Origin of the sequence: Bradyrhizobium sp. BRP23, from assembly GCF_020194135.1 — a bacterium.
In the GTDB taxonomy this organism is placed as follows: domain Bacteria; phylum Pseudomonadota; class Alphaproteobacteria; order Rhizobiales; family Xanthobacteraceae; genus Bradyrhizobium; species Bradyrhizobium yuanmingense.
Genome location: NZ_JADYVW010000008.1, coordinates 244,989 through 268,413 on the forward strand (window position 1 = coordinate 244,989; position 23,425 = coordinate 268,413).

The following is a 23,425-nucleotide window of genomic DNA, read 5'->3' on the forward strand; positions in this document are numbered from 1 at the left end:
CCAGTGCGCTTACCATCGATATCTCATTCCGGTGTAGACCGCCCGGCCGGCGCCTGGCTCGAACAACGCCGACGTCGCCGTGGCGCGATCGATGATACTGGCGCTGGCAATGTAGGTCCTGTTGATGAGGTTTCGACCCTCGATATAGGCGGAGAACGGTCCGCCATTGTCGAAGCCCGCTTTCAATCCGAGCAGTGCATACGGCTCCGTCGTCAACGTGTTCATACTGTCGACGAAATAGGCCTGCGGCACCCATTCGACGTTCGGACCAGCATAGAACCCGGTCGGATGCTTGTAGAGCAACTCGGCGCGCAAATAGTGACGCGGCGCGCCGGGCAGCTGGTTGTTGCCGAACTCCGTATCGCTGTCGAAGCGAAAATCGTTGTAAGTATAGGCGAGGTTGAGCCACACCTTGTCGGGCGCGCCTCCTGTCACGAAGAGGTGGCGGAAGATTGCTGCCCCTGCCCCAGCCTCGACGCCCTGGTGGAAGGTTCGGTCGGCATTGGTCACGTTGCAATTGCCGAACGCGCTGTACAGGCACAGCAGCTCATCGCGGATATCGGCGCGATAGGCGGTCAACTCCCACGAATAGTCGGGCCGTCGCATGCGGGTCCCGATCTCGTAGGTCGTCGCAATCTGCGGGCGGATGCTGGTGAACGGAATCGTCGGAATGCCAGGACCGCGCGCGCTCTCGCCGAAGCTCGGCACTTCGGCGCTCCGCGAAACATTGGCGAAGGCCTGCCACGTCGGGTCGATCTGCCACAGCAGGCCCGCCTTCGGCGACCACAGATCAAAGCGGGTTGCTCCCGACTGGTCGCCGTCGCTGAGAAACCGGTCCTGCCGATTGCGGGTCGCATGCAGGAATTGCGTGCCGGCGATCGCGGCGACATTCGGCAGAAAGTAGAAGCTGTCCTCCACGTAAACCGAGGTGTTCTCCGAGCGATCGATCGACGACGACAGCAATGCCCCCTTCTGTCCGGCAATGTTGGCGAACTGCTGGTTGTCGATGCTGCCGTTCAACAGGTTGACGCCCGCAACCAGCCTGTTGCGGTAACCGCCGATGATGCGGTCGTCCGTAACCTTCGCGAAGCCGCCATAATCCTTGTAGCGATAATCGAGCCACTGGAAGATCGGATGCATGAGGTGCCGATCGACGCCGAAAGCGCCGAACTCCAACCTGGTGTCGTCGAATCGGATCGTCGTCTTGTTTGCCAGCCTGATCGTGTCGATGTTGCGCTGCTGGTCCAGCGCAACGTTCGCCGGAGCCGCGGCCTCCGGATTGGTCAAGGCAGACGCCTTGGTGACGGTTCCTGGAATGCGCTGCCGCACCTCGTTGGCGTTAAGATAGAATCGCGTCTCGAAATCCGGCGAGAACTGGTAGCCAACATTGCCGCTCACGCGGTTGCCCGAGCCGAAGCTGTGATCGCGGAAGCCGTCCGTGGCCTGCGTTGATGCGGTGACGAAACCATCCCACGGCCCGTTGGCGCCTCCTGCATTGGCCTGCAGTCGCCTGAAGCCGAAGGCTCCCACGTCGAGCGAGACTCCATTCGGAAATCGGTCGCGTCCCGATGGCGTCACGAAGTTGACGGCGCCTCCCAGCGAATTGGCTCCGAACTGCAGCGCGTTCGCGCCCTTGTACACCTCGACGTATTTGTAGGCGGTCGGGTCGATCTCCTGGAAATCGCCGTAGCCGTCCGCCGTATTGATCGGGATGCCGTCCATGTAAAGCTGCACGCCGCGCAGATGGAAATTGCGCGACAGGCCGGATCCGCGGATCGAAAGCCGGGTGTCGTCGCCCCATTTCGGTTGCGCAAATACGCCGGGCACGTAGTCCAGGACGTCCTTGATCGTGCTGGCGGGAGTCGAATTCCGGTAGGCCTCCGCTGCGACCAGCGCTACGCCGCCCGGCGTCTGGTTGATCTCGCTCAGTGCCTGCTGGGCGGTGAGAACCGTCAGGGCACCAGGACCGAGGCCCCCTTCGGAAGCTGCCGTCGGTTGCGGACGCGCAGTTGCGGGCGCGCGGGCCCGCGTTGATCGCGCGGGCGTTCGCTGTGCGCGGGCTGGAGAGGCCCGTTTCTCCCGCGGCGCGTCGACTGTGACGGGAGGAAGCTCGCGTCGGTTTTCCTCCGCGATTGCGTTGGATGGCACAACGAGGGCAGAAGCTGAGGCAAGCAGAATTTTGCGTGCGGAAAGCAGTCGAAAGAAGCCTGTACGAGGCATGAGGTCATTCCTGATGCCGGCAGAGAGCCGGTGCATAGCGATCCCGGCACGGCCGAAGCCGGCGCGGAGCTGAAGGTTTCGCGGATCAGGAAATGCGAGGGGGAGCGCGCGCCCAAGCGCTCGAACCGTCGATGGCGGCGAGGACGGGCGCGTTCGCCACGTGCCAGACGACGCGGGCGATGGGGCGGACGGGAGTTGAGAACGCCGCATGGGGCGGCGCGTCAAGCGAAGCGTCAGCGTGCGCGAGGCAACAAAGCGCACATGCGCCAGCTTTTGCGGCCGGTGTCCCGGTCTCATCAACCGGGCCGCCCTGCTCACTTGTGCTATGGCAGATGACGCCTGCAGAGAACGGATCGGCCGCAGCCTGGCCGGCCGCGAGACAGGCGGCGATCGGCGCCAGCACCTGCATCACCAGGGCGAGCAGGACCAGAGGCAGGAATTTTTGCAGACGTGCGCGCATCCGCCGGACCATTCGTTCGTGCGCTAACTAATCACTCGGGCGCAGCCGAGTCGAGGCCAGTTCCACCGCCTGTTGGGCCCTGCGCAAACTGCTCGAAAAATTGTGGTCGGACGACCCCACCCTCCGGCGGGCCGGCATCTGAGGCAGGAAAACCCGCCCGGCCATCCACAAATTTCTTATATCTGTCATATATTTAGGGGGCCGGAAGCCCGATCGTTTCGTCAGTTGCTCCTATTTTGAACATTCGTTGCCGAAAATGATGACAAGTGAGAAAAGTTGATCTAGCATCCCTCTTGCTCAGGCGCTGACCGCGAGGTCGAGGCCTGGTGGTCCAAGTCTCGGGAGGAGCCCCTGGCGCGCAAAACGCAGCGTCGCCCCGTCAATCAAGATCAAATCTTAAGATCGGGGATAATAGGGTCGACACAATTTTTGAGCGGGGCCAGGGCCCCGCTCTTTTTTTGCCCGCGGCGCTGAACCGTCGATGAACGCGGCCTCTCTTCTCATCGAAAACAGCTTCGAACGTGCGGCCTCGCGCTGCGCCGACCTCACGCCGTTCGTCTATCGACGTCTGTTCGATCTCCATCCGGAAACGCAGGCGATGTTCCGCACGGACGGCGGTGACCTCGTGAAGGGGTCGATGCTGGCGCTGACGATCGAGGCGATTCTCGACTTCGCCGGCGAGCGCCGCGGGCATTTCCGGCTGATCGCGTGCGAGGTCGCCTCGCACGACGCCTATGGCACGCCGCGCGAGCTGTTCATCGCGTTCTTCGCCGTCATCAGGGATGCGCTCCGCGATCTGCTCGGCGATGAATGGACGCCCGAGATCGCGCAGTCCTGGGATACATTGCTCGCCGAGATCGACGCATTCGCCGCCGCGGCCACCTGACGCTTTGCGCTGCACCAACGCACGGGCTGCGACGACGCTGCGGCTGAATGCAGATTGAGTGCGAACAACTCTTGTGAGAGACTTTCGGAGATCGGTAGCGCTACCAATGACGCGCCGACGACAAAATATATGGGAGCGAGCGATGTCCGGGACGAAAGATTTCTCGACGACCAGGCGCGATCTTCTTCAGGCGGCTGCGGCCGCCGGCGCCGGAGCTGCCATCCTCGGCAGCATGGGCATAAACCCCGCACTGGCCGCAGTCGGACGCAGCGAGAAGCCGTTGAAGGCGGCGTTCTCCAACGCCGGCCTCCAGGCCACCTGGTGCGCGCAAGGCAAGCAGGCGGCGGAATTCTGGGGCAAGCTGTTCAATGTCGAGGTGACCTGGTTCGACGGGCAGCTCGATGCGGTGAAGCAGCGCGCGGCGATCGACAACATGGCCTCGCAGAAATGGGACTTCGTCGCGATCCAGGCCTTCGGCATCGGCACCCTCACCCAGCCGGTGCAGAAGATGATCGACGCCGGCACGCCCGTGATCGACATGGACACGCTGATCGCGCCGCTCGATCAGATCAACGTCCATTCCTTCCTCGCTCCCGACAACGAGTTCATGGGCGCTTCGGTGACACAGGCGCTGTGCAACGCCATGGGTGGCAAGGGCAAGATCATCATGACGCAGGGCGCGCTCGGCCACACCGGTGCGCAGGGCCGCGCCAAGGGCTTCAACTCGGTCGTCAAGCAATTCCCGGGCATCGAAGTGCTAGACACCCAGCCGGCCGATTGGGACGTGTCGAAGACCGCCCGTCTCTGGGAGACCTATCTGACCAAATACCCGCAGATCGATGCGGCCTTCTTCCACAATGACGACATGGCGCTGGCCGCCGCCAACATCATGAAGGCGCGCAATCGCACCAACATCCTGATCGGCGGGGTCGACGCCATGCCGCCGGCGATCCAGGCGGTCAGCGAAGGCCGCATGTTCGCGACCGTCCGCAATCCGTCCTGCCGCATCCATGGCGGCGCGATCGTCGCGGGCGTCTCCGCCGTGGTCGGCGGCGAGAAGAGCGGACAGGGCATCCCGAAGAACGTCGTCACCGACGGCCCGGTCGTGACCAAGGCCAACGCCGCCGGGATGCAGTGGATGCAGGATCACTTCCTGATCTGAGCCTCCAGATCCTTCATGAGCGTGGGACAACAGCCCATCCTGGAACTGCAGGGCATCACGAAGAGCTTCGGCGGCGTCGAAGCGCTTCGTGGTGTCGACTTCGCGCTTTATCCCGGCGAGATCCACGGTCTCGTCGGCGAGAACGGCGCCGGCAAGAGCACGCTGATGAAGATCATCGCCGGCGTGCACACCGAGTTCTCCGGCCGCTTCCTGGTCGACGGCCAGGAGATGCATTTCCGCTCGGCGCGCGATGCGCACGCCGCCGGCATCGCCATGGTGCACCAGGAGCTCAGCGTCGCGCCCGACCTGACGGTCGCGGAGAACGTCTTCCTCGGCAACCAGCCGACCAACGCCTTCGGCCTCGTGCAATGGCGGCGGATGGCGCGCGAGGCGGGCGAGCAGCTCGCCCGCTTCGGCATCGACGTCGATCCGATGGCACGGCTCGGCGACCTTCCGATCGGGCTGCAGCAGCTGATCGAGATCGCGCGCGTGCTGTTCTCCGGCGCGCGTATCGTCATCCTGGACGAGCCAACCTCCGCCCTCTCCCCGCCCGAGGTCGAGCGCCTGTTCACAACGCTCCGGCGGCTGCGCGAGGAAGGCACTGCGATCGTCTTCATCTCGCATTTCATCGAAGACATCCTGCTGGTGTCCGACACGGTGACCGTGTTCCGCAACGGCCGCAAGGTTGCGGAGACGGCGAGCACCGCGACCAGCAAGGGCGCGCTGATCGAGGCCATGATCGGCCGCGGCGGCGAGGCGCTCGAGCATAGCTACACCGACGATCTGATGCTGCCGCAGCCGAGCGACAGCAACGTCATTCTCAGGGTCGACCAGCTGTCGCTGTCCCGCAGTCTTCAGGACGTCTCGTTCGAGGCCCGCGCCGGCGAGGTGCTCGGCATCTACGGCTTCATGGGCTGCGGCCAGCAGGAGCTGTCGCGCATCCTGTTCGGCAAGCTGAAGCCGGACAGCGGCACGCTTGCCGTCGAAGGCGTGCCGAAAACCTTCGCCAGCACGGCGGCGGCGCGGCGGGCCGGCGTGGCGCTGGTTCCGGAGAGCCGGCGCGACATGCTGTTCCACCAGGAGCCGGTCTACAAGAACATCTCGATCAGCATTCTCGACCGCATCTCCTCGCTGCTGCTCAAGCCGGCGCAGGAGCGCGACATCGCCAAGCGTCAGGTCGAGCAGCTGCAGATCAGGCCGCCGGTAGTCGGCCTCGATCTCGGCATGCTCTCGGGCGGCAACCAGCAGAAGGTCGCGCTGGCGAAATGGCTGACCTATCCGCCCAAGCTGCTGGTGCTGTGCGAGCCGACCCGCGGCATGGATGTCGGCGCCAAGAACGACGTCATCAACATCGTCCGCGACCTCAGAACAAAGGGGCTCGCGATCATCGTGCTGTCGACCGAGCCGGAAACGGTGCTGTCGCTGGCCGATCGCATCCTGGTGCTCAAGCGCGGCGCCCTGGTGCGGGAATTCAAGAACGAGCCGGTCAGCAAGGACCGCCTGCTGGAAGCGGCGTGACGGAGAAGCACATGAGCAGCGAGACGGCTTTGGCGACAGGACGGAGGGCGCGGGGCCTTGCCCCCTTCCTGCGCTCGCAGATGCGCAACATCGCCCCGTTCCTGACGCTGATCTTCCTCACCGCCTTCTTCGCCTTCGCCAGCCCCTCCTTCGCGACGCTCGACAATCTCGGCAACATCCTGACCCAGGTGTCGGTGACGGGCATCATCGCTGTCGGCCTCACCTTCGTGATCCTCTGCGCCGAAATCGACCTGTCGGTCGCCAGCATCGCCAACGTCACGGGCATTGCGGTCGCCTACTTCACGCTGCAGGAATCCTACGTCAACATCGCCAACATCCCCCTGCCCGGCGCCGTCGCGATCATCCTGTCGCTCCTGCTCTGCGCCCTGCTCGGTCTCGTCAACGCGGTGGGGCTGACCGTGATCGGCATCCCCTCCTTCATCATGACGCTGGCGATGATGCAGATCGCCGCCGGCATCTCCGCGCTGCTGGTGCGCGGCCAGATCGCCTACAAGGTGCCGGGCCTGATCACCACGCTCGGCTCCGGCTCGATCGGCGGCATCCCCTGGCTCGTCATCATCGCCGCGCTGATGCTGCTCGGCGGCCATCTGGTGCTGACCTACACGCGGTTCGGCCGCTACGTCTACATGGTCGGGGGCAACCGCGAGGCGGCCGAATATTCCGGCCTCAACGTCAAGCTCATCCTCGGCGCGGTCATGGTGATCTCGGCGGTCTGCTCCGGCATCGGTGGCATGCTGGGCGTCGCCCATTTCGGCAGCGCGCAGCAGAACGAGTTCGACACCTATCTGCTCGATTCCATCGCCGCCGTCGTGGTCGGCGGCACCAGCCTGTTCGGCGGCCGCGGCGGCATCGGCAACACCATCGTCGGACTGTTCGTGCTTGGCGTGCTCAACAACGGGCTCGACCACGTCAACATCGACAGTTTCCTGAAGATCCTGATCCGCGGCCTGATCCTGCTGGCGGCGTTGGTCATCAACGTCTACGCGCAGCGCTTGAGGGAAAAAGCGGCGGAGTAGACGGCTGCCAAAGCAAAAGTTGCGAAAACAACCCCATGCACAGTAGCCGGGGCCAGCAGAATCAATGGCTTGCCGGAGACCCTGCGAGCGTGCGGATTTTGCGAAGTCGGTTTTGACTCGTCGGGCAAAACAGCGGTATGGGAACGTGATGGCGGCGGCTTCGATCGGTCGCCGCTTCCCCGTCATTGCTGACCAACATATTGCGCCTGTTCGACAGCCTCTTCCAGCACGTCCCTTCGATCCGATCTCCAGCATTGCTCCCCATTGCATTTAGGAACCACTTGGTCTATATTGCCTGCATGATGGCTTCCAATTCTCAGCTCCCCGTCGGCCGCCCCCGTGAGTTCGATCTCGACGAGGCCGTAAAGCGCGCAATGCAGGTCTTCTGGGATCGCGGCTATCACGACGCCTCGTTGCCCGACCTTCTCGCCGGAATGAAGCTTTCGAAAGGCAGCTTCTACAAGGCTTTCGGCGACAAGAAATCTGTCTTCCTGCACGCCCTCAAGCTCTATACCGAAGACGGCCTGCGGAACGTTCAAGAGGTTCTTCGATCCGATCCTTCGCCGAAGGCGGCAATCCGCAACGCTCTCATACGGTATGCGGATCTGTCATCTGGAAGCAAAGGTGTTCGCGGATGTTTCGCCGTATTGACCGCCGCTGAGATGTTGCCGGGAGATCCAGAGATCGCAGACCTGATCAAGCGTCTTTTCGCCAGGCTTCAAGACCTGTTCGCCGCCACCGTCGCGAAAGGGCAAGCTGCCGGCGAAATCAGGAAGGGTCGCGACCCCCGTGCTATTGCGCACTTTATCGTCGCCCATGCCCAGGGCATGAGGGTTCTTGGAAAGGTTGGATCGCGTCGCGACGACATGCTGAAAAATATCGATCTCCTGATGGAGACCGTTTTTTAAAGCTTAATAAGGAACCAATCGGTTCCTATCACGGTTATACCGAAGGCCCTTTCGAGAGGATCTCGAAGCTTCGACGTCGCTCATGCAGCTCGTCATATCCGGTTAGACGGGCATAGGTTCAGGAATTGATATGACGTACTCACACGCACGGCACTTCGCACGCATCGCGGTGATCGGCGCAGTAACAGTCCTGCTGTCGGGTTGCGCCAGCAACAGGGGTCTGGTTCAGGCAGATTTCAGCGGTACGCCTGCTGAATATGCGCAGCTGACCGACGGACCTCACACAATACCAGCGGTCGACATATCCGCCATCGATCCAGAAATGTTGCGCCAGCGCGTGGACTATCCGACGGGTGAGCCGGTCGGAACGATCGTTGTAGATACGGCTGCTCGTCATCTCTACCTGGTGGAGGAAGACGGAAAGGCGATGCGTTACGGCATTGGCGTCGGCAAAGAGGGACTTGCCTTTGCGGGTACTGCCATCATCAAGCGAAAGGCAGAATGGCCGCATTGGAGCCCAACCAAGAACATGATGGATCGGGAACCGGCGCGGTATCGACATCTCGCAGACGGGATGGTGGGCGGCCTTGGCAATCCGCTCGGTCCCCGCGCTCTATACCTGTATCAGGGCGATCGGGACACATTGTTCCGGATTCATGGAACGACTGAGCCTGAGACCATCGGCGGCGCTGTTTCCAGCGGATGCATTCGACTGATCAACCAAGACATCATCGATCTTTATCGCCGCGTCAAGATCGGAAGTCGCGTCGTCGTGATTCAGCGCAGCCGGGCGTTGGATTCTTGAGCGCGACTGGCTGGGCCAATCGGGGCTTGTCGCCTGAAAACAACTCGGAGAAGAAGCAATGAAAACTTGGCTCATCACAGGCTGCTCGAGCGGCTTCGGCCAGCGGCTCGCGCTCGCTGCAGCACAGCGCGGCGATCGCGTCGTCGCGACGGCCCGCAACGTCAAGACGATCGAGGAAATGGCCGAGCCTTTCGGCGGCCGCATGATCACTTTGCCTCTCGACGTGACCGATGCGGCGGCAGCCAGGGCAGCGGTCGCAAAGGCGGTCGAGACCTTTGGCGGGCTTGACGTGCTCGTGAACAATGCCGGCTACGGACTGTTCGGCGCGATCGAGGAAGGCACACCCGAGGAATATCGGCCGATGTTCGAGGTGAACGTCTTCGGTCTCATCGAAACCACCAGAGCCGCCCTGCCCGTCCTGCGACGTTCGCGCGGAACGATCGTCAACATGTCGTCCGGCGCCGGCATCGCGGGCGGCGGCGGCGCAGGTTATTACAACGCGGCCAAGTTTGCCGTGGAAGGGATTTCCGAAGCGCTCGCCGGCGAGCTGCAGCCGTTCGGCATTCGGGTGCTGATCGTCGAGCCTGGGCCGTTTCGCACCGATTTCCTCGGCCGTTCGATCACCATGGCGGCCAACGAGATGCCGGAATACGCCACGAGCTCGCGCAGGCACTACCGCGAAACCAACAACGGCAGTCAGGCGGGCGATCCCGACAAGGCGATCGCGGTGATCTTGCAGGCCGTCGACGCCGATGACGCCCCGCTTCATCTGCCGCTCGGCCCGACCGCGCACGCGATCGCCGAGCGAAAGCTGGCTGCCTTCCGCAGCGATATCGACGCCTGGCGCAACATCACGATCGCCACTGATTTCGACCAGCCCTGAGCGCTGGCCGCGAGCTTTGTCTGAACGTCAACATCCGACTGGAAAGCGATCATGATCGCAACTTTAGAGGGCTTTACCCAGCAGCTGGTGCCGGGGAACGGCATCAAGATCAATGCCGTCACGGGAGGTTCAGGCCCGCCGATTCTTCTGCTTCACGGCTGGCCTGAAACATGGTGGGAATGGCACAAGGTGATGCCGCTGCTCGCCGAGCATTTCAGCGTGGTGGCCATGGATCTGCGCGGCGCGGGCTTTTCCGACTGTCCGCTCGACGGCTATGACAAGGCGACGATGGCGCGCGACGCGCATGACGTGATGGTTGCCCTCGGGCATGAAAGCTACGCCGTGTGCGGTCATGATATCGGCGGAATGGTCGCCTTGCCACAGGCCGCCATCTATCGGGAGGCTGTTACCCACCTGGCCGTCCTCGACGTTCCGCTTCCCGGTTGGACGGGATGGGAGGCGACGACCGCAAGGCTCTGGCACTTCGGCTTCCATATGAACCGGGACCTCCCCGAGCGCCTGATTCATGGCCGCGAATATGACTATGTTTCGACCTTCATGGCCGAGCGGTTCTACGATCACAGCACCTTCAATCCGGCGGACATCGAGATCTACGCCAAGGCAATGGCGCTTCCTGGCCGCACGCGCGGCGGTATGGAATGGTATCGCACCTTCACCGCCGATCATGCGACTGCGCTCGAATACAAGAAGCAACCGCTCGAGATACCGGTGCTTGGCCTGGGTGGGGAGCAGCGGTTCGGTGCGCAGATGGTGCCGATGCTCAAGGAGTTCGCAACCAATGTGAGGGGCGGCTCGATCGCGCGGTGCAGCCACTATGTCGCGGACGAGCGGCCAAATGAAGTCGCAGCCGCGCTGATCGAGTTCCTCGAGGCCAATTGACACTCGGCGCCCGCGCCGTCGCGGGCCCGGCGGATTGCGAGGCTGCGGGCGAATTGCGCCGCAGAAGCGCGATGGATCAAATCAACAGCAAAAGGAGACTGGCATGACCACACCCGTCATTCGCGGCGTCAACCATATCGGCATCACGGTGCCCGACATCGAAGCAGCTAAATCGTTCCTGGCGGAAGCTTTCGGCGGCCAGGTGATCTACCAGTCCTTCGGACCGCAGGATCCGCCGCGGCAGGGACCCGAATTCGAGCGGGCCGTCGGCGCTTTTCCCGGAACGGTCGTGCGTGCGCAGGCGATGGTCAAGATTGGAACCGGACCCGATATCGAGCTCTTCGAAATGCACGGTCCCGAGCAAGCCAAGCCGATCCGGGCCAGCGACTTCGGCATCACGCACTTCGCTCTCTACACCGACGACATCGACGCATCGGTCGCGCGCTTCGAGAAGGCAGGAGGCACACCCCTCACCGCGCCGCGCGCCATTCCATATGCAACAGAGAAAGGTCCTGGAAACAAAGTCTGCTACTGCCGCATGCCGTGGGGCACGACGATGGAATTCATCACCACGCCGGACCGCATGGCCTATCATGACCAGACGGATCTGCGCAGGTGGCAGGACGAGGACTGAGCAGGGCGAAGAAGGATCCGCATCAGTCAAGTCGCGGCGACGCCGACGCGGTCGGAAGGTTCGACGAGGCGCAGCTGCCACGGCTGTCGTAACGGATCCACCGCGCCGGCGCAGGGCTATCGCAATGGTGTGCGCGATGCGGCGGCATCGGCAGTGGGCTCCCTCCCCCGCTTGCGGGGGAGGGTTGGGGAGAGGGTTTCTCCGCGCTGGGATTATCGAGATGAGCTGAGGACGTCCCAGTGCGGTGAGAGCCCTCACCCGCCGCGCGCGGGACGATGCTTCGCATCGCCCGGGGCGCGTCGGCCTCTCCCGCAAGCGGGAGAGGCCGAGCAAGCCCGCAGACAGTCCCCGTGTAGTTCACATGCGATTGCCCTCTTGGCCCGGCGGCAGCCGCGAAAACCGGAAATCGCAGTGGCTGGCGCCGCTGGCCAGCGTCTGGGTCCGTTCCAGGCGGATGCCTCGCGCGGCGTAGGCGACGAAATCCAGGCCGCAGATGTTCGGCAGGATATCCTTGTCGCCATGCCGCGCCGCGAGCTTGCAGAAGCCGCAGGCCTTGTAGTCAATGCCGAATTCGAAGCTGTCCTGCGGACCCGGCTCGACGAACTCGTAGACGAAATCTTCCGGAAACTCCGCTTGGTGAGCTCGTGTAACGCTCTTTGCAGCCTGCTCGCGCAGCAAGGCCTGGTTCTCGGACGACATGAACTGACGTCCCGCGGCGAGACGCTCGGCTTCGGGCATCGGCAGCAGCTGCGCCTTGTAGGTTTCCCGCTCGATCTCCCCGATCACGGGCACCGGCACGCAGTGGCGCCGCAGCACACGGCTGATGGCCATGAAGCCGGTGAGGCGCATGAAGAAATCGCTCATGCGGCTTGCCGCGCCGCCGACATAGGGCATCTGGGTGAGGACGACCGCGAATTCGTCCATCACCTCCTGCCTGATTGCGTCGATGTCGGAGAGATGCGTGCGCTCGCGGAGCATCGCTTCGGCAAGGCCTATCCGCTCGCGCATGGCGGCCTCCATCGCATGGCGATGCGTCTGGTAGAACGGATGAATCTCAGCCATTGGACACCTCATATGCTTGCCTCATCGCAACATCGACGACGCCGCCTCATTCCGCGGCGATCGCCTCGATCTCCAGCAGCCATTTGCTGTCGACGGTCTCGACGACCACGACGGTCAGTGCCGGCTGGTGCTCCCCGAGCATGGCCCGACGAATGGCGCGGTTGGTGACGACTTGGCTGCGATCAGTCAGGAACGTGGTGACCTTGACCAGGTGCTCGATGCCGAGGCCTGCCGCGGCGAGCACCTCCCTGATATTGCGCCAGGCCTGCTCGCATTGCGCCTCGAAGCCGTCGGGCACGGCGCCGTCGGGATTTTGAGGCACCTGGCCGCTGATGAACAGCAGGCGGCGATGCTGCTTCAGCTCGAGGCCCATGCAGTAGCCGCCGACGGGCGGGTGAACGGTTGCGGGATTGTGGCTGACGATGTGAGCTGAAGGCATGGCGTTTCTCCGGATTTGCGCGCCAAGCGTATCCGGCGGCATCACGCTAGCGCAAAGCATCATTGCTGCGGTTCAGCGCAAGAAAATCTATTGCAAGCACACAGCCATTACATGACAAACTGCGCAATGATGACCTACGCTCTGCCCCCGCTCAACGCGCTCCGCGCCTTCGAGGCCGCCGCGCGCCATCTCAGCTTCAAGCTGGCCGCGCACGAACTCCACGTCACGCCCGCGGCCGTAGGCCAGCAGGTGAAAGCGCTGGAGGCGCGCCTCGGCGTGCAGCTGTTCGAGCGTCTGCACAAGCAGCTCATCCTCACCGAGGCCGGCCGGGCCTATCTGCCCGGGATCTCCGAAGGCTTCCGCCACATTGCCGAGGCGACCTCGCAGCTGAAGCCGGCAGGCACGGTGCTGCTGCAAGTGGGGGTCCACGGCAGCTACGACCTGCGCCGCCTCGAACTTGGGGCGTTTCGCAGCGCACATGCGGACATCGGTTTGAGCGTGCTGCAGCCCGCCGGCCTGCACGAGCTCGTCGAGGGCAAGGTGGACGTGCTGATCGCCCGCGGCGTAAGCCACCATCCGGGCTATCGCTGCGAGCGGATCAACGAGGGATCGGGCCCGGGTGATTGGCTGGTTGCGCCGGAAGGCACGGCGGATTGCCCGGAGATCGTGAGTTTTCGGGCATGGCTGCGCGCGCTGCCCGCGGCAAAAACGCTCGCAGACCGTCGCCCGCGCCTGGTCGGCGGCTTCGGGAGTTGAGGCGCCAGCGGGCTACGGACGACGCACAAGCCCCCGCCTTGCGCGCTTGGCAATCGCATTGCAGTGCCGAACAAAAAAATAGGCAGTGAGGACGACGATGAGCAGGCCAGCAATCCAACGGCCGGCAGCAAATACTGCAATGCAAAGCAGGTAGACTAAAAACATGACGATGGTCCAAACCAAGATGAACCCCAAATAAGTCCGCCCGGTCGGAATATTGCTGACGTTACGTACCATGGCTTCCGTTCGACCTGATGTCTCATTACCTGTACATCGCAAGCCCGCGCAACAATGGGCCGCCCCAAAATGCGTTTGTACGTTGTCGATGCAAGCTACGCCAGGTAAAGCACCGACGAGCCGAATAGTTAAAAATGCCGCACAGATCGTCTGGGCCGTTGCAGCGGTGGGAGTTCGCACCTTCATCGGAGGTACCTACAGTTTGGCCCATCACGGGTGGTTGGGAGCCATCGCACTGGGAACCGTCGGATTTTGCGTGGGAGCGATGCTGGCGGCGTCCCCTCTCACATTCCTCGAATTCTTGAGCGCGGGATTGTGACCGACGACAAATTTCCGCCTCCACGTTTCAGGTTGGGGTCAAGGCCATCCGCTCCGCAATCTCCTCACTCCGCCAGCACCGCACCGCGTGCCCATCTGCGCGCGTCTCCAGCGTTGGCCCCGGCTCGCTCCGGCACACCGCTTCCGCATGCCGACATCGCGGGCTGAAGGCGCAGCCGTTCGGCGGGTTGAGCGGATTGGGCAGGTCGCCGCCCGTCGTCGCCAGCGGCGCATGGCGCAGAGGATCGGGGATGGCCGCGATCAGAGCCTGCGTATAGGGGTGCGCGGGGCGCTCGAAGATCTCGCGCCAGTTGCCGTTCTCGACGATGCGGCCGAGATACATCACCGCGACGCGGTCGCTCATGTGCTCGACAACGCCGAGGTCATGGCTGATCATGATGTAGGACAAGCCGAGCGTGTCCTTCAATTCCAGCAGCAGATTGATGATCTGGGCGCGGATCGAGACGTCGAGCGCCGAGACCGGCTCGTCGCAGATGACGATTCTGGGGTTGAGGATCAGCGCGCGAGCGATACCGATGCGCTGGCGCTGGCCGCCGGAGAATTCATGCGGATAGCGATCGGCCTGATCGGGGCGCAGGCCGACATGCCTCAGCATGGTCGCGACGCGGTCCTCGATCTCGCTTTTCGCGGTCACCCCGTGCACGCGCAGGGGATCCTCTAACGTGCGGCGCACGGTCTGGCGCGGATTGAGCGAGGCGTAGGGATCCTGGAACACGATCTGCACGATGCGGGCGAGCGCTTTCCGGTCTCCGGATTGCCGGTTCGTGACGACCTGCCCGTCCAGCACGATGCGGCCGCGCGTCGGCGTCAGCAGGCCCAGAATGGACAATGCGACCGTCGACTTGCCGGAGCCGGATTCGCCGACGAGGCCGAGGCATTCGCCGCGCTTCAGCCTGAGGTCGACGCCGTCGACGGCGCGGAGCAGCCGACGGCCGCGGCCCAGCAGGCCGCCTCCAAGCGGAAAATGAACGGCGAGATCCTCCACGCTGAGGATCACATCGTCATCCGCTCTCCCCTTTGGCTCATGCATGGTGGTGACACCGGACGAAACCGCCCGCCTCCAGCCCTTCCGTCTGAGGCGCGGTGGTTCGGCAAATATCCGTCGCCTGCGCGCAACGCGGATTGAACCGGCAGCCATCGGGGAAGCGCGTGATCGCCGGCACGACGCCCGCGATCTCCTTCAGCCTGCTGCGGCCGAGCGCAGCACGGCTGCCGAGACGCGGCAGGGAGTCGACGAGGCCCTGCGTATAGGGATGGGAGGGCGCTCGGAAGATGTCGGCCGAGCCGCGCTCCTCGACGATGCGGCCGGCATACATGACGGCGACGCGGCGGCAGACATTGGCAACAAGGCCGAGATCGTGGCTGATCATCAGGATCGCCGTTCCGCGCTCGGCGCACAGATTGCGCATCAGCTCGATGATCTCCGCCTGCACGGTGACGTCGAGCGCGGTGGTCGGCTCGTCGGCGATCAAGAGGTCCGGACCGCAGGCGAGCGCAATCGCGATCATCACGCGCTGGCGCATCCCGCCCGACAGCTGGTGCGGATAGTCCTTCACGCGCCGCTCCGGCGCGGGGACGCGGACGCTCGCGAGCGCCTCGACCGCCAGCTGGTTGGCCTCCCGCCAGCTCTTGCCCTTGTGCAGCACGAACATCTCGGCGATCTGCCGCCCCACCGGCGAGACCGGGTTCAGCGCCGTCATCGGCTCCTGGAAGATCATGGCGATGCGATTGCCGCGCAGCTGCCGTTGCCTGGCGGCGGACAGGTGCTGGATCTCCTGGCCCTGGAACCGGATGACGCCGCCGCCGATCGACAAGGGTGGCCGCAGCAGGCCGATCAAAGCGAGCGCCGTGATGCTCTTGCCGCAACCGGATTCGCCCACGAGGCCGAACGTCTCGCCGCCATCGATACGGAATGAAATGCCTTCGGCCGCCGCAACGCGTCTTGATCCGGCATCGAGATCGATGCGGAGATCCTCGACCTCGAGCAGCGGGCTGCCTGTCATGTGCGCCGGCTCCGCGATTGCGGATCGAGGATGTCGCGCAGACCATCGCCGAGCAGATTGAGGCCGAGCACGGTGAGGAAGATGGCAAGGCCCGGGAAAATCGAAAGCCACGGCGCCGTCGTGATCTGCTCGCGCGCTTCCGACAGCATGCTGCCCCAGCTCGGAAAGGGCGGGCGGACGCCGAGGCCGAGGAACGACAATGCGGCTTCGGACAGGACCGCGCTGCCCATGCCCAGCGTGCCGATGACGACGATCGGCCCCAGCATGTTCGGCAGGAGCTGCGTGATCATGATGCGCACGTCACCGTAGCCGAGCACGGTGGCCGCCTGCACATAGCCCTGGCTCCGCAGCGACAGCGCCGAGGCCCGTGCGAGCCGGCAGGTGAACGACCAGTTGGTCAGCCCGAGCGCGATCAAGAGGCTGGTCAGCCCGGGACCGAGCACGGCCATGATGGCGAGCGCGAAGATCAGCGAGGGGATCGCGAGCATGAGATTGGTCAGGGCGTTGACGACATCGTCCCACCAGCCGCCGAAATAGCCGGCGCTGAGGCCGAGCGCCACGCCGATGACGCTGTTGATGAGCTGGGAGACGATGCCGACCGTCAGCGAGACGCGCGCGCCGTAGAGGACACGGGAATAGATGTCGCGGCCCTGCGCGTCGGTGCCGAACCACCAGGTCCAGCTCGGCGGCTCCTCCGCATTCATGAGGTTGGCGTCCATCACGGGATCGGTGTGCGCCAGCCATGGCGCGAGCAGACCGACCACGATCGCCAGCGCGAACAACGCTCCCCCGATGACGAGATTGGCGCGCAGCTTCATGCGTATCTGATCCTGGGATCGATCACGCCGTAGAGCATGTCGATCAACAGATTGATCGCGAGAAAGAACATCACCACGACGAGGATGGAGCCCTGGACGGCGGGAATGTCGCGCTGGAGCACGCTGTCGACCAGCAGCGAGCCGATGCCCGGCCAGGAGAACAGTTTCTCGACCACGACCGCCTGCCCCATCAGTGCGCCGAACTGCAGGCCCATGGTCGTGAGGATGAGGACGAGCGCGTTGCGCATCACGTGCCACTTGACGACCCTGGTCTCGCTCATGCCCTTCGAGCGCGCGGTGCGGACGAAATCCGCGGTCATGATCTCGAGCACCGCGGCGCGCGTCGTCCGCGCCAGCAGCGCCATCGGCGAGACGCCAAGCGTCACGGCGGGCAGGATCAGGTATTTGAGGCTGCCGTCACCGTAGCCGAAACTCGGCAGCCAGCCGAGCTTGAGCGCGAACAGGTACATCAAGAGCAGCCCGAGCCAGAACTTGGCCAATGACAGGCCGGACACTGCCAGCATCATCGAGACGGTGTCGACGAGGCTGCCCGGCCGCAAGGCGGCGACGAAGCCGAGCGGCACGCCGAGCAGAATCGCAAACGCCATGGATGCGAAGATCAGCTGCAGCGTCGGCCATGCCCGCTTGGCGATCATGGTCGTGACAGGCTCACGGGTCCGGAACGATGTTCCGAAATCGCCGGTCGCGAGCCCGGCGATGTAGGCGCCGAAACGCATATAGACGGGCTGATCGAGGCCGAGCTGCTTCTTCATGCGCAGCTCGACCTGCGGATCACTGTCGTCGCTCATGCTCGAGACGATGCTGCCGGGAACGACGCTGAACAGCACAAACACCAGCAGCACCACGGCGAGCACGGTCGGGATGGTCTGCAGGACGCGGCGGATCAGGAACGCGAGCATCTCAACTTTTCCCCGCTCCCTCCCTCGCCCGTCGCGCTAGGCGGGAGCGCGCGTGTCACTTCGCGGGCGAGGTCTCGTCGACCCAGAGGTCCTCGACGTTCTGGTGGGTCAGCTCGGTCGCGTTGAGCTGAATTCCCTTCAGCCAGGGCTGCACCGCCATGACCGCCTTGTTGTAGTTGAAGAACCAGACCGGCGCCTCCTCGTAGAGCAGCGCATTGGCCTTCTGCAGCAACTGGATGCGCTTTGTGGGATCGTCGGCCTGTCCGGCTTCATCGAGGATCTTGTCGAAGTCGGGATTTTTGTAGGTCGTGTAGTTACAGGCCGCCTGCGGCGTCGCCGAATGGAAGCATTTGAGCGCGGCCTGAGGATCGGGGCCGCTCGCCTGGGAATAGATGAAGGCCTGATAGTCGCCGGTGCGAACCACCTCGGCCAGCACCGCGGTCTCGACCTGCTTGACCTTGGCCTTGATGCCGACCTTGTCCAGCATCGGAATGACGGCCGAGACGATCGGCAGACCCCAGCTTTCATTCTGGCTGGTGGTCCATTCGAACTCGAAGCCGGATGCGTAGCCGGCCTCGGTGAGCAATTGCTTGGCCTTGGCGGGATCGAAGGGGTAAGGCTTCATCGCCTTGTCGTAGGCCGGCGAGGTCAGCGGCAGCCAGCTGGTGGCGCGGTAGGCCTTGCCCTTGACCAGCTTGTTGATGATCAAATCGGTATCGATGGCGTAATTGATCGCCTGCCTCACGCGCTTGTCGGAGAACGGCTTGACCGCGGGATTCATGCCCATGTAGCGCGTGAACACCTCGGCGACCTCGACGATGGTGCCCTTGAGGTCAGCGTCGGATTGGTAGGCGACGTACTGCGCAGGTCCCAGCACCGAGGTGTCGATCTCCTTGTTGCGGAACGCGACGTCGCGCGCCGCGGCTTCGCCCATCACCGACACCACGATCTTGTCGGCATAGGGCTTGCCGGGCTTGTAGAACCGGTCCCAGCGCTCCAGGACGATGCGCGATCCCGGCACATGCTCGACGAACTTGAACGGACCGAGACCGATCGGCTTCTGGATGAAGCTCTCCTTGGCGGCCTCGTCGGCGGGATAGATCGAGGTCAGCGCGGTGAAGAAGTAAAAGCCGGGATCAACCTTCTCCGTCAGCTTCATCTCGATGGTGAAGTCGTCGATCTTCTTCAGGCCCGAGATCTCCTTGGCCTGGCCCTTCTCGACTGCGGCTGCGCCCTCGATGACACGGACGTAACGCGCGCCGGGATAGGCCTTGCTGCCGTCCATGATGCGGTTGTAGGACCAGATGATGTCGTCGGCGGTCATCTTGCGGCCGCTGTGGAAATAGGCGTCGTCGCGCAGCTTGAAGGTGTGAACGAGGCCTCCGCCCGAGACCACATCCTCCTTGGCGAGCTCGAGCACCGGCTTTCCTTCCGCCGAATTCCAGATGTAGAGCGAACGGTGCAGGGCCTTGGCGTAGATCTCGTCCTGGGCGCGCTGCGTGGTGTGAATGTCGAGGCTGGTGAAGCTCGAGCCGTAGGGCGCCGTCATGCGGATGGTTCCGCCCTTGCGCGGAGTCTGCGCCTCGGCTGTGGCGGCGAGCGCCAGTCCCAAACCGGCAACGATCGCGATGGTCTTGAACATCATGTGTCCCCCCGACGCAGGCGCATTCCGATAAGTGATTTGATCATTCGTCGCCTGCCGAAAGCAAGCTTCGTTTTGACGGCAAATGATGCCGGTTCCTGAGGCAGTCCGCGGGGGCATTGACGCGGTGCGTCATGGGGCCACCGGGATCGGTGAACATTTTTCGTGATCGACGCGACCAAGCTCAGAATCATTATCTGAGCCCCAAGGGATGGCGCAAAAATGAAACGCCGAACGCTAGCTGCCCTGCTCGCGGCCGGTCTGGTCGCCGCGACGGCCGTGCTGGCGCGCCCGGTCGCGGCCAGCCTCGGTGGCGAGAGCGTGACAGACGCTATCCAGTTCGGCTGGAGTCGCACCTCCGGCGCGAACGACAATGTCGACCAGACCTGGTGGGCGGTCCGGAGCCATGACACTCTGGACAATTTCGTCGAACGACTGCTCAGCATTCCCGTCGGGATGATGGCGCGCGGTGCGGGAGCGCGTTTCGAAGCCAAGCTCTCCGAGCATACCGGCCTGCCGCTGCCCGAAGGCTGGGCCCTCGCGACGGCGAAGGATTCGCCGCAGATCCGGTCGATTTACGCCGAGACGCCGCGCGATCTCGCTTCTGTGCTCGGCTTCTATCGCGACGCACTCGGCAAGCGTGGCTGGACGGAGAAAGACGGTGCGGTGACAGAGCCGGACCGGGCCGTGATCACGTTCCTGACGAGAGAGGGACCGGTCCTGCTCCGGCTCTCACGTCAGGACGACAAGACAATTGCCGAGCTGTCGAGGCGCAAGCTCGCCTCGGCGACCGTCGGCCTCCTGCCGAAGCCCGGGCAAGTGAGGGTGATGCTCGGCAACAAGACGGATGAAGCGGCGGTGATCACCGTCGCCGACCAGGCCGTCAATCTGGCGGCGCACGCCGGCGAAGAACTGGCGAACTCCGACGGTGCCGCAGGCGAATTGCCGGACAGCCAGAAGCTCGATCTGCCGCCCGGCAGGTACAAGGTCACCCTCAAGGTGGACGGCGGAGCGGCAGCGAGCCGGGAGTTCGAAGTCGCGGCCAACGAGACCTGGGGTTTGCTGGCCGGCGCGGACGGCGTCCTGCTGCCGATGCGGCTTTACTAACGTTCCGGGGACGATCTCTCATCTCGCAATCACGGAGCGTGGGCGGGCTCCTCATGAGGCCGGTTCAGCCCGACAATTCCGGCATCCAGTCCCGCAGTTTTCGCGCGGCATTCGTCACATTCGCGATGGTCCGGAACGACGCCGTCTCCACCATCATCGCCCCCGCCAGCCGCACGGCACGGGCTTCGCTGACCGCCCGCGTGCGCGGGTCCTCGATCAGCTCGAAATCGATGTTGTGGGCGAGGCCGAAGATGCGGCGGATGATTTTTGCGGCTGCGAAGCCGACAGCGTCGGCGAACAGGCGTTGCACGTAACTTTTTCGCTCGGCTTCCAACCGCGCGGCACCCTGTTCGCCGGCGAAAAGCGAGACCGGATAGGCATCGCCGGTGCCTCCCGCCCGCCAGAGATCGAGGAACTTTCGGGCGAACTCGGTCCAGACCTGCTCGACCGTCTCCAGCACCCAGGCCTCGAATGCCGCCCGTTCGCCCCGCGCGCGCTCGTGGCCGGCGGAAGCGAAATAGGCCATCAGGAGATTGGCCAGCACGGCACCGACGTCGAAGCCCATGGGACCATAGAATGCGAATTCCGGGTCGATCACCCGCGTCTGGCCGTCCGTGACCATGATCGAGCCGGTGTGGAGGTCGCCATGGATCAGCGCTTCCGGGCTCGCCATGAATTTCAGCTTCAGCCGGGAGACCGCGACATGCAGCTCCAAGTCCTCGCGCAGGTTCGCGGCAAGGCCGTCCAGATAGGGCGCGGTCCAGCGGTTCTGCTCGGCGATGCGGTAGGGATCGGTGAAGATCAGGTCCTCGGTGATCTTGCAGAGCGCGTGGTTGCCGGCAAAGGCCGCGATGGCCTCCTTCTTCTCGGCCGCTGACAGCGCGAGGTCGGAGGTGAAGAACAGCGTCCGCGCCATGAAGGTGGTGATATCGTCGACGAAACGCGGATAGCGCGTTGCCGCGACCAGGCCCTTGCGCATGATGATGTGGGGCTCGAGCAGCTCCATCACCGTCAGCGCCAGGGCCTCGTTGTGATGCAGCACGGCCGGCACCAGGTCGGGCGCGAGCTGGGCCTGGCGGGACAGCGCCAGATATTCGTAATGGGCGCGCGACAGCGGCAGCGGCCAGCTCTCGCCGACGAGGCGGACGTAAGGCAGCGCCTGCTTCACGGCGATGCCGCCGCGTGCGCCCTTGACGATGAAGACGAGGTTGAGGTTGCCGTCGCCGACCTCGGTGATCGCCCAGGAGGACGCCTCGCCGCCAAGGAGCGCGGCGATATCAGGCAAGCCCGCGAGATAGTCCCGCAAGTCCGCCTCGTGCAAAATCCGATAGTCCCCTGCCCGGTCCCCGGTCATTGCGATCCCATCCCATGTCTGGGCCGGATCGCTACTCCCGATGCTGGCAAGCTCGAGCCGATCCGGCCATTCTTTTCATCGGATCGTAGCCACAATGTACGTTGTCTGCCACCCGGTGCTTTGGTGGCGGCCAAGCTGGGACGCTTGGTCGCGAGCTCCGATTGGTCGATTGAGGAACCCAAGCAAGCTGAGACGGTTTTGGGTTTCTGACCTACTAAAAGGAGCTAGCGATGAGCCGCGGAATGCCTTCCATGACTGCCCTGCTGGCGATGCTGGCCATCGCCGGATATCAGAACCGCGACAAGCTGGCGGAGCTGCTGAAAGGCGCCGGCGCCGGCTCGTCCACGGGCGGCCAGCAGCCGCTCGGAGGCATGCTCGGCAATCTCGGCGGCATGCTCGGCGCTGGCGGAATCGGGGGCCTGCTCAATGGCGGGATTGGCGAGCTCCTGGAGAGATTCAACCAGAATGGGCAGGGCGAGATCGCCGATTCATGGGTGAAGCCGGGCCCCAACAAGGAGATCTCCCCGCCGGAGCTGAAGCAGGCCATCGGCAGCGATGTCCTGGAAAAGCTCGCACAGCAGACCGGGCTTTCCCAGGAGGAGATCGTCTCACGGCTAACCCGCGAGCTTCCTTCCGCAATCGACAAATACACGCCGGATGGACGCCTGCCCGACGCATAGAAGCAGCGGCTCAACTCGAAAAGGTGTACTCATGAGCATTCTCTGGACCATCATCATTGGCTTTCTCGCCGGCGTGATCGCCAAGTTCATCATGCCGGGCGACAATGAACCGTCCGGGTTCATCCTGACGACCATCCTCGGCATCGTCGGCGCCTTCGTCGCTTCGTATCTCGGGCAAGCGCTGGGCTGGTATCGCCCTGGCGAGGGTGCGGGCCTGATCGGTGCCGTGGTCGGCGCGATCATCGTGCTGTTCGTTTACGGTCTCTTCGCCGGCCGGCAGCGCCGCGCGATCTAGCTAGAAAGTCTCCCGCTCCAGGAAGCTGGAGCCGATGTCGGCCTTTCTCTTGATCGGATCGTAGTCGCAATAGACGCTGTCCGCGACCAGCGTGTAGCTGGCGCTGACCGTGTATTTGTCCGTCTTGACCGAGTTCAGGCCGATCACCGAGGTGCTCTTGCCGCCGTTCCATTTGAACGGCGTCGAGCTTTTGGCCTGCTCGCAGGCCAGCACGGCCTCGTTGAAGACATAGCCCTCGACGAACGCCTTCAGGGTGCGCACCTGCACCGCCATCCGCCATTCGAAATAGCCGATGGCACCGAGCCCTGCAACGATCAGCACCAGAAGCGCAATGACGATACGCTGAAATGTCATTTTTGA

25 protein-coding genes are annotated in these 23,425 nt (G+C 63.8%); 13 read left to right on the forward strand and 12 right to left on the reverse strand.

Annotation, left to right across the window (positions count from 1 at the left end; genetic code table 11):
• Positions 1–9: 9 nt before the first annotated feature.
• Together I6F24_RS22910 and I6F24_RS22915 are read right to left on the reverse strand one after the other, a co-directional pair.
• On the reverse strand, positions 10–2,220 hold the full coding sequence (locus I6F24_RS22910; RefSeq protein WP_225151781.1) for a TonB-dependent receptor: 2,211 nt from the start codon (positions 2,218–2,220) through the stop codon (positions 10–12).
• Positions 2,221–2,305: 85 nt separating this feature from the next.
• Positions 2,306–2,680 carry a DUF2946 family protein gene (locus I6F24_RS22915; protein WP_225151783.1) on the reverse strand — a complete coding sequence of 125 codons (375 nt, stop codon included), beginning with the start codon at positions 2,678–2,680 and terminating at the stop codon, positions 2,306–2,308.
• A gap of 481 nt (positions 2,681–3,161) precedes the next feature.
• On the opposite strand from I6F24_RS22915, the gene I6F24_RS22920 reads away from it, so the two are divergent.
• The 9 genes from I6F24_RS22920 to I6F24_RS22960 all read left to right on the forward strand — a co-directional run bounded on the left by I6F24_RS22920 (position 3,162) and on the right by I6F24_RS22960 (position 11,413).
• Positions 3,162–3,566 (forward strand): globin, encoded by a 405-nt coding sequence (locus tag I6F24_RS22920; protein ID WP_036038949.1) that lies wholly within the window; start codon positions 3,162–3,164, stop codon positions 3,564–3,566.
• Between the two features lie 142 nt (positions 3,567–3,708).
• Entirely contained in the window at positions 3,709–4,728 is a 1,020-nt protein-coding gene (locus I6F24_RS22925; protein WP_036010114.1) for a sugar ABC transporter substrate-binding protein, read from the forward strand.
• 15 nt (positions 4,729–4,743) lie between these two features.
• Positions 4,744–6,246, forward strand: a complete 1,503-nt coding sequence (locus I6F24_RS22930) for a sugar ABC transporter ATP-binding protein (RefSeq protein WP_225151785.1) — start codon at positions 4,744–4,746, stop codon at positions 6,244–6,246.
• A gap of 11 nt (positions 6,247–6,257) precedes the next feature.
• Entirely contained in the window at positions 6,258–7,283 is a 1,026-nt protein-coding gene (locus tag I6F24_RS22935; RefSeq protein WP_225151787.1) for an ABC transporter permease, read from the forward strand.
• A gap of 299 nt (positions 7,284–7,582) precedes the next feature.
• Positions 7,583–8,191 (forward strand): TetR/AcrR family transcriptional regulator, encoded by a 609-nt coding sequence (locus tag I6F24_RS22940; RefSeq protein WP_081492944.1) that lies wholly within the window; start codon positions 7,583–7,585, stop codon positions 8,189–8,191.
• Between the two features lie 130 nt (positions 8,192–8,321).
• A complete protein-coding gene (locus I6F24_RS22945) occupies positions 8,322–8,996 on the forward strand; it encodes a L,D-transpeptidase (protein WP_225151790.1) in 675 nt (224 codons plus the stop codon).
• A gap of 58 nt (positions 8,997–9,054) precedes the next feature.
• Positions 9,055–9,879, forward strand: a complete 825-nt coding sequence (locus I6F24_RS22950; protein WP_036025307.1) for an oxidoreductase — start codon at positions 9,055–9,057, stop codon at positions 9,877–9,879.
• 51 nt (positions 9,880–9,930) lie between these two features.
• Complete coding sequence (locus I6F24_RS22955; protein ID WP_036025309.1) at positions 9,931–10,779, forward strand: alpha/beta hydrolase; 849 nt, start codon at positions 9,931–9,933, stop codon at positions 10,777–10,779.
• 103 nt (positions 10,780–10,882) lie between these two features.
• Positions 10,883–11,413, forward strand: coding sequence for a VOC family protein (locus I6F24_RS22960; RefSeq protein WP_036025310.1), 531 nt, complete (start codon positions 10,883–10,885; stop codon positions 11,411–11,413).
• 357 nt (positions 11,414–11,770) lie between these two features.
• On the opposite strand, the gene I6F24_RS22965 is transcribed toward I6F24_RS22960, so the two are convergent.
• Both I6F24_RS22965 and I6F24_RS22970 read right to left on the reverse strand, forming a co-directional pair.
• Entirely contained in the window at positions 11,771–12,475 is a 705-nt protein-coding gene (locus I6F24_RS22965; RefSeq protein ID WP_036025311.1) for an L-2-amino-thiazoline-4-carboxylic acid hydrolase, read from the reverse strand.
• Between the two features lie 46 nt (positions 12,476–12,521).
• Positions 12,522–12,914, reverse strand: coding sequence for a RidA family protein (locus I6F24_RS22970; protein WP_036025366.1), 393 nt, complete (start codon positions 12,912–12,914; stop codon positions 12,522–12,524).
• Between the two features lie 129 nt (positions 12,915–13,043).
• Between I6F24_RS22970 and I6F24_RS22975 the strand changes: the two genes are divergently transcribed.
• On the forward strand, positions 13,044–13,670 hold the full coding sequence (locus I6F24_RS22975) for a LysR family transcriptional regulator (protein ID WP_036010249.1): 627 nt from the start codon (positions 13,044–13,046) through the stop codon (positions 13,668–13,670).
• 12 nt (positions 13,671–13,682) lie between these two features.
• Here I6F24_RS22975 and I6F24_RS22980 read toward each other — a convergent pair whose 3' ends face one another.
• The 6 genes from I6F24_RS22980 to I6F24_RS23005 all read right to left on the reverse strand — a co-directional run bounded on the left by I6F24_RS22980 (position 13,683) and on the right by I6F24_RS23005 (position 19,629).
• A complete protein-coding gene (locus tag I6F24_RS22980) occupies positions 13,683–13,907 on the reverse strand; it encodes a hypothetical protein (protein WP_036025312.1) in 225 nt (74 codons plus the stop codon).
• Positions 13,908–14,253: 346 nt separating this feature from the next.
• A complete protein-coding gene (locus I6F24_RS22985) occupies positions 14,254–15,276 on the reverse strand; it encodes an oligopeptide/dipeptide ABC transporter ATP-binding protein (protein WP_225151791.1) in 1,023 nt (340 codons plus the stop codon).
• Positions 15,269–16,249 carry an ABC transporter ATP-binding protein gene (locus I6F24_RS22990; protein ID WP_225151794.1) on the reverse strand — a complete coding sequence of 327 codons (981 nt, stop codon included), beginning with the start codon at positions 16,247–16,249 and terminating at the stop codon, positions 15,269–15,271. Before I6F24_RS22990 ends, I6F24_RS22985 begins: the two co-directional genes overlap by 8 nt.
• Positions 16,246–17,067, reverse strand: a complete 822-nt coding sequence (locus I6F24_RS22995; protein WP_036025317.1) for an ABC transporter permease — start codon at positions 17,065–17,067, stop codon at positions 16,246–16,248. Before I6F24_RS22995 ends, I6F24_RS22990 begins: the two co-directional genes overlap by 4 nt.
• Positions 17,064–17,987, reverse strand: a complete 924-nt coding sequence (locus I6F24_RS23000) for an ABC transporter permease (RefSeq protein ID WP_036038986.1) — start codon at positions 17,985–17,987, stop codon at positions 17,064–17,066. Before I6F24_RS23000 ends, I6F24_RS22995 begins: the two co-directional genes overlap by 4 nt.
• A gap of 55 nt (positions 17,988–18,042) precedes the next feature.
• Entirely contained in the window at positions 18,043–19,629 is a 1,587-nt protein-coding gene (locus I6F24_RS23005) for an ABC transporter substrate-binding protein (protein ID WP_057029468.1), read from the reverse strand.
• A gap of 222 nt (positions 19,630–19,851) precedes the next feature.
• Here I6F24_RS23005 and I6F24_RS23010 point away from each other — a divergent pair, with 222 nt between their 5' ends.
• The gene (locus I6F24_RS23010; RefSeq protein WP_225151796.1) at positions 19,852–20,736 is read left to right on the forward strand and encodes a hypothetical protein; all 885 of its coding nucleotides are present in this window, start codon (positions 19,852–19,854) and stop codon (positions 20,734–20,736) included.
• 64 nt (positions 20,737–20,800) lie between these two features.
• On the opposite strand, the gene mtnK is transcribed toward I6F24_RS23010, so the two are convergent.
• Positions 20,801–22,090, reverse strand: coding sequence for an S-methyl-5-thioribose kinase (mtnK, locus tag I6F24_RS23015; protein WP_225151798.1), 1,290 nt, complete (start codon positions 22,088–22,090; stop codon positions 20,801–20,803).
• 230 nt (positions 22,091–22,320) lie between these two features.
• On the opposite strand from mtnK, the gene I6F24_RS23020 reads away from it, so the two are divergent.
• Together I6F24_RS23020 and I6F24_RS23025 are read left to right on the forward strand one after the other, a co-directional pair.
• Positions 22,321–22,770 (forward strand): YidB family protein, encoded by a 450-nt coding sequence (locus I6F24_RS23020; protein ID WP_036025325.1) that lies wholly within the window; start codon positions 22,321–22,323, stop codon positions 22,768–22,770.
• A gap of 31 nt (positions 22,771–22,801) precedes the next feature.
• Positions 22,802–23,065 carry a GlsB/YeaQ/YmgE family stress response membrane protein gene (locus I6F24_RS23025; RefSeq protein WP_024341246.1) on the forward strand — a complete coding sequence of 88 codons (264 nt, stop codon included), beginning with the start codon at positions 22,802–22,804 and terminating at the stop codon, positions 23,063–23,065.
• Here I6F24_RS23025 and I6F24_RS23030 read toward each other — a convergent pair whose 3' ends face one another.
• Complete coding sequence (locus I6F24_RS23030) at positions 23,066–23,419, reverse strand: hypothetical protein (RefSeq protein ID WP_036025327.1); 354 nt, start codon at positions 23,417–23,419, stop codon at positions 23,066–23,068.
• Positions 23,420–23,425: the final 6 nt, after the last annotated feature.